Annotated in this window: 10 protein-coding genes and 1 pseudogene; 2 read left to right on the top strand and 9 right to left on the bottom strand. The window is 68.9% G+C overall.

The annotated features are described in order from the left end of the window. Nucleotides 1-124: 124 nt before the first annotated feature. From ABTY98_RS09800 to ABTY98_RS09780, 3 genes and pseudogenes are all read right to left on the bottom strand, one after another. Entirely contained in the window at nucleotides 125-364 is a 240-nt protein-coding gene (locus ABTY98_RS09800; RefSeq protein WP_352220353.1) for a hypothetical protein, read from the bottom strand. Nucleotides 365-439: 75 nt separating this feature from the next. Continuing rightward, nucleotides 440-1,657, bottom strand: a complete 1,218-nt coding sequence (locus ABTY98_RS09795) for a helix-turn-helix transcriptional regulator (RefSeq protein WP_502994183.1) — start codon at nucleotides 1,655-1,657, stop codon at nucleotides 440-442. A gap of 656 nt (nucleotides 1,658-2,313) precedes the next feature. Further along, nucleotides 2,314-2,565, bottom strand: a pseudogene (locus ABTY98_RS09780) (low temperature requirement protein A); the annotation flags it as partial. Between the two features lie 293 nt (nucleotides 2,566-2,858). Here ABTY98_RS09780 and ABTY98_RS09775 point away from each other — a divergent pair. Then, a complete protein-coding gene (locus tag ABTY98_RS09775) occupies nucleotides 2,859-3,038 on the top strand; it encodes a hypothetical protein (RefSeq protein ID WP_352220351.1) in 180 nt (59 codons plus the stop codon). Between the two features lie 76 nt (nucleotides 3,039-3,114). Here ABTY98_RS09775 and mscL read toward each other — a convergent pair whose 3' ends face one another. The 6 genes from mscL to ABTY98_RS09745 form a co-directional block, all read right to left on the bottom strand. Next, nucleotides 3,115-3,591 (bottom strand): large conductance mechanosensitive channel protein MscL, encoded by a 477-nt coding sequence (gene mscL / locus ABTY98_RS09770; protein WP_352220350.1) that lies wholly within the window; start codon nucleotides 3,589-3,591, stop codon nucleotides 3,115-3,117. Between the two features lie 138 nt (nucleotides 3,592-3,729). Further along, entirely contained in the window at nucleotides 3,730-4,305 is a 576-nt protein-coding gene (locus ABTY98_RS09765; protein ID WP_352220349.1) for a CpaB family protein, read from the bottom strand. Between the two features lie 176 nt (nucleotides 4,306-4,481). Next, entirely contained in the window at nucleotides 4,482-5,315 is an 834-nt protein-coding gene (locus ABTY98_RS09760) for an S-methyl-5'-thioadenosine phosphorylase (protein ID WP_352220348.1), read from the bottom strand. 118 nt (nucleotides 5,316-5,433) lie between these two features. Then, the gene (locus ABTY98_RS09755; protein ID WP_352220347.1) at nucleotides 5,434-5,763 is read right to left on the bottom strand and encodes an FmdB family zinc ribbon protein; all 330 of its coding nucleotides are present in this window, start codon (nucleotides 5,761-5,763) and stop codon (nucleotides 5,434-5,436) included. Nucleotides 5,764-5,830: 67 nt separating this feature from the next. Further along, nucleotides 5,831-7,123, bottom strand: coding sequence for an MFS transporter (locus tag ABTY98_RS09750; RefSeq protein WP_352220346.1), 1,293 nt, complete (start codon nucleotides 7,121-7,123; stop codon nucleotides 5,831-5,833). A 319-nt stretch (nucleotides 7,124-7,442) separates the two neighbouring features. Next, nucleotides 7,443-9,047, bottom strand: a complete 1,605-nt coding sequence (locus ABTY98_RS09745) for a potassium/proton antiporter (RefSeq protein WP_352220494.1) — start codon at nucleotides 9,045-9,047, stop codon at nucleotides 7,443-7,445. Nucleotides 9,048-9,228: 181 nt separating this feature from the next. On the opposite strand from ABTY98_RS09745, the gene ABTY98_RS09740 reads away from it, so the two are divergent. Further along, complete coding sequence (locus ABTY98_RS09740) at nucleotides 9,229-11,988, top strand: penicillin acylase family protein (protein ID WP_352220345.1); 2,760 nt, start codon at nucleotides 9,229-9,231, stop codon at nucleotides 11,986-11,988. Nucleotides 11,989-12,032: the final 44 nt, after the last annotated feature.

Genomic DNA, 12,032 nt, shown 5'->3' with positions numbered 1-12,032 from the left:
TAAAACGTTTAGGGTGACCACGAACCCCCGATGGTCCGCCCGGCTGTCGGGGGCTTTATCGTACCTTTCGAAGAAAAGTTGGGTATCCGAGCCGGCTCGGGGCCTTTAAATTCCGCCTGGCTGCTCAGAGCCACTTTTGCGCGAAGTCATCGTCGTAATCTTCATCGCCGTTCATCATGAAGATTGCACGCCCTTGGTTAATGAGCCCTTCACTGCGCACTATGCCGCAACCTGCGCAGAGTCCTTCGCCGGGTTCGCCGCCACAGTCTTCGTCGTAATCGAGTTCTCCATTGAAGTAGGATTCGTACTCGTCTCGCTCGTCTTCGACGTCGAATTCTCTCTTGCACTCGAAACAGGTCACCATGCCGGTATGCTATCGACTTTCAAGCGTTCGCGGTGAGGCTTCGGATCAAAAACCGCTAGGTCGCCGCCCATCTCGCTAGACTGCCTGATGCTCGGCGAGTAGTGCAGCGACTTCCGGCACTTCGGCAAAGTTCTGCAACCGGCGGAGGATCACGCGCACCCGTTCCGCCGTCCGCTCTGAGGGAATGTCGGAAGCCAGCGTGATGACCCGTTCCGCGACGGCTGCCGATTCCTCCGGTTCGTTGGCATCGGCCAGCGCTACAGCAAGCCACGAAAGGTACAGAGCCATTTCGCGCGTATGCGTGGCGTCATAGCCGCTGAGGACTTCCCGGAGCAAGGGCACAGCGCGCAAGGGCCGGTGCAGTTCTGTGTAGACGCGCGATTCCATGACGCGGAGTTCGCCAGCGTCGACCCAATAAAGGTACGCCGGTGACTCAGTTCCGGAGCTGTCCTCGCTGAGCGCTTGACCGGCTTCGCCTAGTGCTCTCATGGCCTTTTGGCCGTTCTCGACCCCACCGGCTTTCGTGTGCGCCCATGCCACCCGGTCGAGATATAGCGCGCGAGCCTTTGGCGGAGCGTCCGCGCCAGCGTCATGCAGTGCGGCTTGTGCCAGCGTCAAGCCTTCCGCCTCACGGCCGGTATTGCTCATTTGGTAGGCCAGCGATCCGGCGAGATTCCCGGCAAGGGTGTGATCTTCCGCCTGAGTAGCCGCGCTGATTCCGAGCCTGTAAATGCGCTCCGCCTCGCTGTGCTTCCCGGCATCGCTGGCAATCCATCCGGCGATTTGTGCTAGCTCGCCGATCTGCCGGAGCAACTGACGCCCTACCTCGCCGCTGTGGGTTCCCTCGCGGTACAGCTTTACGGCGGAGCGGAGTTCCCGGAGTGCCGGGCGGATTAGGTCGCCACCGGCTAACACGTCATCAGCCAGTCGTAGGCCGTGTACGCGTTGCTGCAAGTCGTCCACCTGGACCATGCCAATCCGGCGCCCTGTAGCTGCGCTGAGAGGCGCTAGCGGGTCACCCTCGGGCAGGAAGTCGGCCAGCGTCGGAAAAGGGGGCTCAGCGGGCGCCTGTGGCTCTTTCAAGGTCTCTACGGGCACGCCCAGGGCGGCAGCGAGGAACGGCAGCCATTCACGGGGAGTCCGCTTGCCTGTCTCCCACCGGCTGATCTCTTGTCGGCCGACTGGTTCGCCGGTTACCCGCGCTGCCTCGCAGACCTCGCGCGCTAGCCGTGCCTGACTCCATCCGCGCGCTTCACGTAGCCGCCGGATGTTGGCCCCGATGCTGGTCCCCATGCCCCAATTCTGGCCGACACCGGGCCGACAGCGGGCCGCTAGTTCTAGATCCACTTCGGGCGGAACCTGGGGGCATGACTGAGCCACGGAGTTACCCCAGTGCGCCGGTTCAACTGCCCTTGAGGGAAGCAGTATTGGAGCCGACGCCGGTAGAGGGGTGCGCAGGCTGCGCCGAGCTTGCGCGGGTCCGGGATTGGGCGCGTGCGGGTAATGACCAGACGACTGTCACAGACTGCAATGTCTTGATGGTCAGGCACCCCGACGGCCATTGATGACCACCGCCCCGGAGAGACCGGCGAAACCCCGTGCCGCCTACCGCTCGGCCGACACTCCGCGCGCCGGTCGCACGGGAGGAATCCCGCCGTGGTCGCTGTGGAACTACGGCGACCTCTGCGGGTATTGCGCTGGGCGCTGTGCTGTGTGGTGTCCGGACTGTGGAGCATTCGACAGTTCCGACTGTTCCGGCTGCCGTAGGACAGGTGAGGTTCCTTGTCCGGCTTGCGCGGGGGGTTTCTTGGAGAAATGGAGTCCTCGCTAACCCTGGGTCGTTGGGCGTGCCCGACGGCGCAACGCGCGTGTGGGCTCAACTCGCCCTGGCCGGAAGGCTGTTCACGCTGGCCAGACGGCTGGCGGTAAGCTGTTGCCCTGTTGGTTCACGCCCACCAGATGGCGAAGAACAGCATCGCGTAGTTCAGGATGCCCTCGCCCGCGTGCCCTTCCGTGATGGAGTGCACCAGCTCCGCGCCCGCCTGTGCGATGGCCACCACGAAACACAGGTCGAAGAAGAGCTCGAGCGGCGAGGCGACGCGGTGGGCTTCGTCGCGCCCGCGCGCGGTGAGCCGGCGCAGCGGCCGGAGGGGCTGGGGCGCACCCTTGGAGGCGGGCGCCGGAGCGGAACTGGACGTCATACGTCCAGCACAGCAGAAATGGGCACCGAAAGCTTGTGAACGGATTCACGAGTGGAGAGGGGTGCGAGGGACAGAAGGGGTGCAGATGCAGTCCTGACCGGACCGCCGGATGGACGGCGTACTCCCCGTTGCCGAAGCCACCGCCCTCTCCCGCGGCCACCGCGGCTGCGGCCTCGCCTCGGTCAGACCGGGCGGCAGGCCCGGGGCGGGCGGCAGGGCCGGGGCGGGCGGCAGGGCCGGGGCGGGCGGTCGCCTCGGCCGGGCCGGGACCGTACGGACCGTACCCTTGAGGCATGAGCACCGCCGCCCCCGAGCCCGAGCCGCGCGACCCGAAGGCCGCGCTGATCTTCGACGACCCGCTGGACCGGCAGTCATCGGACGACACGGACCGCGGCTGGGGCGAGCGCCCGGAGGGCGACTCCGCGGCCGACCTCAAGCGCTTCCTCGACGAGAAGCCGCCCCACCACCTCTGAACCGTCCGCGCCACCACCCGGACCCACCGCCGACGAGCGGCTCGCGCCACCGCCCGGACCGCACCCGGCAGCGCCGCTAGCGCTCGTCGCGCCCCGACCCGCGCTGCGCGACCAGGGCGTCGCGTATCTCCTTCAGCACCTCCAGCTCGGTCACCTCGACGACCTCGCGCGTGCCCTCCTTCGCCCTCCTGCGGGCCTCCACCCGGGCCAGGTACTTCGCCATCGGCAGGACCATCAGGAAGTACACGACCGCTGCAGTGATCACGAAGTTGAGAGTCGCGCCAAGGACGGAACCCCACATGATCTGAATGCCACTCGTGACCGTGCCGTCCGCAGCTGCCTTGCAGGGTTCCTTCGCGCACGTGCTGTAGCTGTCGAGGTTCTTGGTCCCGATCGCGCCGACCAGCGGGTTGATGAGCCCCTTCACCACCGAGTTCACGATGTTGGTGAAGGCGGCGCCGATGACCACCGCGACTGCCAGATCGACGACGTTGCCACGCATCAGGAAGGCCTTGAAGCCGTGCCAGATGCCCGGATCCTTCTTCTCGCTCACCTCGGGGACTCTCCTCGCATGCACAGGGTGTGGAACAAAACGCTCCGCAACCTACGCCACCGTGCGTCCATTGAGCCCAGTCCGGTAGCTCGAACGAGGGACTTGACAGGATTCGACCAAGAAATCTTCCCAGGCTGTTCAGCACAACGTCACCGCCAGTCGCGCCGTGGCGCTCGCGCCGACCAGCCGGGCCGCGGCGGCACGCGGAACCGAGAGCACGACGAGTGCCCCGCTCTCCGAGGTCCCGTCGATCGGCTCCGGCAGCTCCGTGACGCGCACCCCGCGCGCGATCACCCGGGCGTCCCCGCCCGTCGCGGGATCCCCGGCGGCGATGACGTCCACCCGGTCGCCCGAACGCAGCAACCGGACCGTGGCGGCGTCGGCGATCCGCACCGGCGCCGTCACCATGTCCACGGGCGGGGCGTGCCGCCGTACCGGTTGAGTGACCTGATGCTTCCGGGGCCGCTCGGCGCGCTGGGGATCCGTGGCGGCACGGGGTCCGGCCGCGACGAGCGCCGCCGCCGTGACCGCCAGGCCGACCGCGAGGGGCCGCCCGCGGTGCCGCAGCAGCCGCCCCAGCCGATACCTGCCGCCGCCTACGCGCACCGGCTCAAACTGCGGGATCTCGCAGGTCGCGGGGGCGTCCGTGCCCAGCGGGCGCGGGACGCGGAGGGGAGGGGGGAAGACGGGGGACGAGGGCGGGGGAACGGACATGTGGATCACCACCTGCGACGAGGAATCGGCTTGCGAGGCCACGATGAGGCCTCGCGCCGAAACGCGTCGGAGCCGGTGCGCTACCCACGGGTTGTGGACAACTCCGCCACCCGAACGAGGAGTTCCGCCCGTTTTCCACAGGGGCACGGACGCTCGGCAACCGCCCGCCAGCCGTGCTACGGCAGCGGGAACCCCGACTCCATCCCGCCGAGCGCGTTCGTGCACAGGCAGTCCCGTGCCGTGTTCTCCGGCAGGGCCGCCACCGCGTCGAACAGCACGCCCCGCAGCCGGTCCACGTTCGCCGCGAACACCCGCAGCACCTCGTCGTGCGAGACGCCTTCACCGGTCTCGGCGCCCGCGTCCAGGTCGGTGACCAGCGTCAGCGACGCGTAGCAGAGCTCCAGTTCACGGGCGAGCGCCGCTTCCGGATGGCCGGTCATGCCCACCACGGCCCAGCCCTGCGCCTGATGCCACAGCGATTCGGCGCGGGTCGAGAAGCGCGGTCCCTCGATCACGACAAGGGTGCCCCCGTCCACCGGCTCCCAGCCCCGGCCGCGGGCCGCCTTGAGCGCAGCGGCCCGCCCGGTGGGGCAGTAGGGGTCGGCCAGGGACACGTGCACCACGTTGGGCACGGCGCCGTCGGGCAGCGGCAGCCCGTCGAAGTACGACTGCACCCGGGACTTCGTACGGTCCACCAGCTGATCCGGCACAAGCAGCGTGCCCGGCCCGTACTCGGGGCGCAGACCGCCCACCGCGCACGGGCCGAGCACCTGGCGCACGCCGACGGAGCGCAGCGCCCACAGGTTGGCCCGGTAGTTGATGCGGTGCGGCGGCAGATGGTGGCCGCGTCCGTGGCGGGGCAGGAAGGCGACCCGGCGGCCGGCGATCTCGCCGAGGAAGAGGGAGTCGCTGGGCGGCCCGTAGGGCGTGTCGACCTGGACCTCGGTCACGTCGTCGAGGAAGGAATAGAAGCCGGAGCCGCCGATTACGCCGATCTCTGCGTTCACCATGCTCAGCACACTAGCCGCCCGCCCGAACCGGCCGCCCGGGCAGGTGCCGGGGTCCGGGAACGCCTCGGACCCCGCTGTCGCTCGACGCGGGGTCCGGGGGGTGAGGTCTCAGGCGGCCTCAGGCGGCGGAGCTGCTGGCCGAGCCCGACGAGGACGACGTCGAGGACGACGACTTCGAGTCGGAAGCCTTGGAGTCGGACGACTTCGCGTCGGACGTGCTCGACGAGCCGGAGCCGGGCGTCTTCGACGCGGGGCTGCTGCTCGACGAGGAGCCGCGGCTGTCGTTGCGGTAGAAGCCCGAGCCCTTGAAGACAATGCCGACGGCGGAGAACACCTTCTTCAGGCGGCCACCGCAGGTGGGGCACTCGGTCAGGGCGTTGTCGGTGAACTTTTGCACCGCCTCGAGGCCCTCGCCGCACTCGGTGCACTGGTACTGGTAGGTCGGCACTGTCTTCCTCCTGGCACTCTCACTCGATGAGTGCTAACGACGGTCCATAGTGACGTATTCCCGAGGATCAGTCCACCGCCACCGGCACGCGGTGACCGACGCCACGTGCGACCGTACGGTTCCGGGGCCGGGTGACGAGCCGCGAGCGCAGCGCCAGCAGGGTCACCAGGGCGAGCACCGTGCCCGCCATCGGCACCAGGAACCCGGCGCCGCCCCACAGGCGGTCCTCCAGCTGTCCGGCGACCGTGACCGCGGCCGCCTGGCCGAGCGCGACCGCGCCGGTCAGCCAGGTGAACGCCTCGGTGCGGGCGCCGGCCGGGACCAGGCCCTCGACCAGCGTGTAGCCGGTGATCAGCGCGGGTGCGATGCACGTGCCGACCAGCAGACCGAGGCCGGCCAGGACGAGCACCGAGTGCGACGTCCACAGCGCGGACGCGGTCAGCGCGAGCGCCGCGTAGCCGACGACCAGGCGCCGGTGCGGGGCGGTCTTCCAGGCGATCGCGCCGCAGACGATGCCCGAGAGCATGTTGCCGGCGGCGAAGGTGCCGTACAGGACGCCGTTCAGGCCGGGCTCGCCGATCGACTCGGTGAACGCGGCGAGCGAGACCTGCATGCCGCCGAAGACGGACCCGATGCCGAGGAAGGCGACGGCCAGCACGCGCACGCCGGGGACGCGGAGCGCGGAGACGTGCCGCACGCGCGCGTGCCCGGTGCCGGTCACGCGCGGCTGGGTGCTCTTCCGCGCGGCGAAGAGGAGACCGCCGACCAGGGTCAGCGCGGCCTCCGTGACCAGGCCGGCGGCCGGGGTCACGGTGGTGCACAGGGCGGTCGCGAGCAGCGGGCCGAAGACGAAGGTGAGCTCGTCAGTGACGGACTCGAAGGCGGCGGCGGTGGACATGAGGGGCGAGTCCTGGAGCTTCGCACCCCAGCGGGCGCGCACCATGGGGCCGATCTGCGGCACCGAGGCGCCGGTCGGCACGGCCGCCGCGAACAGTGCCCACAGGGGCGCGTGCGCCAGCGCGAGCGCCGTGAAGGCGAGGCCCGACAGGGTGTGGACCAGCACTCCGGGGATCAGCACCGCGCGCTGCCCGTAGCGGTCGGCGAGGCGGCCGCTGTAGGGAGCGAACAGCGCCATGGAGACGCCGGTGACCGCCGCGGCGGCGCCCGCGGCGCCGTACGAGCCGGTGGTGTGCTGCACGAGCAGCACGATCGAGATGGTGAGCATCGCGAACGGCTGGCGCGCCGCGAAACCGGGGAGCAGAAACGTCCAGGCGCCGCGGGTGCGCAGCAGTCGGCCGTATCCCGGGCGGGACGGCGCCGCCGGGTTCTGCGACGGCTCGGTGGTGACCGTGGATGCCACGGCCCGTGCCTTTCTGCCGCCTGGTAGCGCGGCCCCTTCAGGTGGGGGGCGGCGCCGAGAGCTGTCCTCTTGCGCGGAACTGCGGTAGATACCGGTGTCCACTGCGAAGAGCGATCCGGCCGCCATACGGTCGCGCCAGCTCTGCGTCAGGCAGAGTTGGTTCGATCAGGTGCTTTCATCCTACAGGGCTCAACCGCTCGTACACCTGTGAAAACGGGCACCATGGGGGTCGTTCACCTGGGATTGGCCGGGGTGTGAACCACCCGAAACGCACCCTTAACACGCGCCTCGCGGGCCCCGCAGCCGTTCGCGCCCGCGCTCACCGCCCGGAGGGCGCACCGGGGCCCGCGCCCGCGGTACCGTTCGTGCCCAGCCAGCCCGCCAGCTTGCCCCCGTGCCCGACCGCGCGCAGCCGCCGTTCCGCGGCGTCGCGCACCGGGTCGGTGGCGACCACGAGAAGCTCGTCCCCGCGCCGCAGCACCGTCGCGGGCAGCGGAACAAACGATTTTCCTTCGCGGACGACCAGGGTGACGCCGGCTCCGGCGGGCAGCCGCAGCTCGTTGACCTCGACGCCGTGCATCCGCGAGCCCTCGGGGATGGAGACGGACAGCAGATGCCCGCGCAGCCGCTCCAGGGGCGCGGACTCGATGCCGAGGTCGGCCGCCTCCGGGCCGTCGCCGAGCCGCAGTTCGCGGGCCAGCCAGGGCAGCGTCGGCCCCTGGACGAGGGTGTAGACGACGACCAGGACGAAGACGATGTTGAAGATCCGGTGGCTGGTGTCGACGCCGTTCACCATGGGGATCGTCGCCAGGATGATGGGCACGGCGCCGCGCAGCCCGGCCCAGGACATCAGGGTCTGCTCCCGCCAGGGCACACGGAACGGCGCGAGGCTGACGAACACGCTCAGGGGCCGCGCCACCATGGTGAGCGCAAGCCCGATGATCAGGGCCGGCCAGATGTCGTCGCCGAGTTCGTGCGGGGTGACCAGCAGGCCGAGCAGGACGAACATGCCGATCTGGGCGATCCAGCCGAGTCCTTCGGCGAAGCCGCGCGTGGCGGGCCAGTGCGGCAGCCTGGCGTTGCCGAGCACCATGGAGGCGAGGTAGACGGCGAGGAAGCCGCTGCCGTGCGCCAGCGCGCCGCCGGCGTACGCGGTGACCGCGATGGCCATCACGGCGATCGGGTAGAGGCCGGAGGCGGGCAGGGCGACATGCCTGAGGCCCCAGGAACCGAGCCAGCCCACCGCGAGCCCTATGGCGGCGCCGATGGCCAGTTCCAGGGCTATCTCGCCCACCAGGACGTACCAGTGCTCGACCGGGCCCGCGGTGGAGAAGGCGACGACCAGGATGACCACCGGGGCGTCGTTGAAGCCGGACTCCGCCTCCAGCGTGCCCGTCACGCGCGCGGGGAGGGGAATGCGCCGGAGCACCGAGAAGACCGCCGCCGCGTCCGTCGAGGACACCACCGCTCCGATGATGAGCGCCTGCCGCCACTCCAGCCCGACCAGGTAGTGCGCGCCCGCCGCGGTGACCCCGACGCTCACCCCGACCCCGACCAGGGCCAGCACGGAAGCGGGCGCCAGGACCGGTTCGACCTCCTTCCACTTCGTGCCGAGACCACCCTCGGCCAGGATCACGACCAGGGCCGCGTATCCGATGACCTGGGTCAGTTCGGCGTTGTCGAAGTGGATGTCGCCGATGCCGTCCTGGCCCATGAGGACGCCGATCCCCAGGTACACGAGCAGGCTGGGGAGCCCGCTGCGGGAGGAGATCCGGACCGCCGCGACGGCGACGAGCAGGACCAGGGAGCAGACGAGCAGGAGCTGGTTGAGGTGCTGGACAGTCAGTGGCGATTCCCTTCGTCGGCTCGCGCGCGGGCGACGCGGAAGCTCACGTACACAGGACCCGAGGGTGCGGCACTGCACACCCAAGTACTTCGTTACCTTACCTAACTCTTGACGCTTTCTTGACACTCCGCCGGACAAGATCGAACGCACGTGCCCGCCGGTTCCCGACTCCGCGTCAAGGCGCGTCAGACCCTGCGCCTATGGTTGCTCCAGCACTCCAGGACCGCCTGCCGCTCGCGTTAGGACAGCAAGGACAGCGATGCCCCCCAACACCACCGCCACAACGGGTGACAAGCCTGGCAAGTCCGGCAGGAAGAAGGGGCGCAGAGCCCGCCTGTTCGTTCTGGTGCTCGTTCTCGCCATCGTCGGGGGCATCGCCTACGGGGCGTACTGGTCGATCAGCACCGTCCGCGCGTCCTTTCCGCAGACCAAGGGTTCGCTGACGCTCAAGGGCCTGTCCGGACCCGTGACCGTGAAGCGGGACGGCTACGGGATCCCGCAGATCTACGCCTCGTCCGACGCGGACCTGTTCATGGCGCAGGGCTACGTCCAGGCGCAGGACCGGTTCTACGAGATGGACGTGCGCCGTCACATGACGTCCGGGCGCCTGTCGGAGATGTTCGGCAAGGGCCAGGTGAAGAACGACGAGTTCCTGCGCACCCTGGGCTGGGACCGGGTCGCGAAGGAGGAGTACGACACCAAGCTGTCGGACTCCACGAAGAATTACCTCCAGGCGTACGCCAAGGGAGTCAACGCCTACCTCGACGGCAAGGACGGCAAGGACATCTCCCTGGAGTACGCCGCCCTCGGGTTCACCAACGACTACAAGCCCGAGCAGTGGACCCCCGTCGACTCGGTCTCCTGGCTGAAGGCGATGGCCTGGGACCTGCGCGGCAACATGCAGGACGAGATCGATCGCGCCCTGATGACCAGCCGCCTCGGCCCGCAGCAGATCAAGGACCTCTACCCGGAGTACCCGTACGGCCGCAACAAGGCGATCGTCCAGGAGGGCCAGTACGACGAGCTCACCAAGACGTTCGAGCAGAGCGGCTCCACAAGCGGCTCTGGGGCCTCGACGGACGCAAGTGGCTCCTCCACCTCGTCGACCACCGGTTCGGCGCTCACAAGCCAGCTGGCGGGCCTCTACAACGTCCTGGACGACGTCCCCACGGCCGTCGGCGTGAACGGCCAGGGCATCGGCTCCAACTCCTGGGTCGTCGCGGGCAAGTACACCATCAGCGGCAAGCCGCTGCTCGCCAACGACCCGCACCTGTCGGCGTCGCTGCCGTCCGTCTGGTACCAGATGGGCCTGCACTGCACGACGGTCTCCAGCAAGTGCCAGTACGACGTCACCGGTTACACCTTCGCCGGCATGCCCGGCGTGATAATCGGCCACAACGCCGACATCGCCTGGGGCACGACCAACTCCGGTGTCGACGTCACCGACCTCTACCTCGAGAAGCTCTCCGGCGACGGCTACCTGTACGACGGCAAGACCAAGCCCTTCACGAGCCGTGAGGAGACCATCAAGGTCGCCGGCGGCACGTCGAAGAAGATCGTCGTACGGCAGACCGCCGACGGCATGCCCCTGCTGTCCGACCGCGACGACGAACTCGTCAAGGTCGGCAAGAAGGCCTCCGTCGACACCGCCGCACCCGACCGCGGCGACGGTTACGGCGTCGCCCTGAAGTGGACAGCGCTCGAACCGGGCACCACCATGGACGCCGTCTTTGCCCTCGACAGGGCGTCCGACTGGAGCAGCTTCCGCGACGCGGCCGCTCAGTTCGACGTGCCCTCGCAGAACCTGGTCTACGCCGACACCAAGAACAACATCGGCTACACCCTGCCGGGCAGAATCCCCACGCGCTCGTCGGCCGACGACGGCTCCATCCCGGCGCCGGGATGGGACTCCAAGTACCGGTGGACCGGCTACATCAAGCAGGACGAGCTGCCCTACGAGTACGACCCGAAGCGCGGGTACATCGTCACCGCCAACCAGGCCGTGGTCGACAAGGACAAGTACCCCTACACGCTCACCACGGACTGGGGCTACGGCACCCGCAGCCAGCGCATCACCGACCTGATCGAGTCGAAGATCAAGGACGGCGGCAAGATCTCCACCGACGACATGCGCCAGATGCAGCTGGACAACAGCAGTGAGATCGCCAAGCTGCTGGTGCCCAAGCTGCTGAAGATCAACCTCGACGACAAGGACGTCCGCGAGGCGCAGAAACTCCTCGAGGGCTGGGACTACACCCAGGACGCCGACTCCGCGGCCGCCGCCTACTTCAACTCGGTCTGGCGCAACATCCTCAAGCTGGCCTTCGGCAACAAACTGCCCAAGGAACTTCGGGTCGAGGGCCAGTGCCTGTGGGTCGAGAAGGCCGACAGCACCGGTCCCATCGACGACGACAGCAAGGTCCGCGAGTGCGGCGAGCGCGCCGCCGACCAGGCCCAGCCGGACGGCGGCGACCGCTGGTTCGAGGTGGTCCGCACCCTCATGGACAAGCCGAACAGCGACTGGTGGAAGACGCCCGCGTCCGGCACCCGCCCCAAGGCCGGCAACATGGACGAGCTGTTCGCCCGCGCCATGATTGACGCCCGCTGGGAGCTGACCGCCAAGCTCGGCAAGGACATCGACACCTGGAGCTGGGGCCGGCTGCACCGCCTGTTCCTGAAGAACCAGACCCTCGGCACCGACGGCCCGAGCATCCTCCAGTACGTCCTCAACCGCGGCCCCTGGAAGCTCAGCGGCGGCGAGGCCACGGTCAACGCGACCGGCTGGAACGCCGCCGGCGGCTACGGCGTCGTCTGGGTCCCCTCCATGCGGATGGTCGTCAACCTCGACGACCTCGACAAATCCAAGTGGATCAACCTCACCGGAGCCTCCGGCCACGCCTTCAGCGCCCACTACACCGACCAGACGAGCAAGTGGGCCGACGGCGAGCTGCTCCCGTGGTCGTTCTCGGACAAGGCGGTCGACAAGAGCACCGACGACACGCTCGTCCTCAAGCCCTGACCCCGCTGACCGAACGCCGCTGAAACGGCCCTCCACGCACGCGT

The organism is Streptomyces sp. NPDC096040 (genome assembly GCF_040303265.1).
Taxonomy (GTDB): Bacteria; Actinomycetota; Actinomycetes; order Streptomycetales; family Streptomycetaceae; genus Streptomyces.
This window is presented reverse-complemented; position numbering and strand designations above follow the sequence as displayed.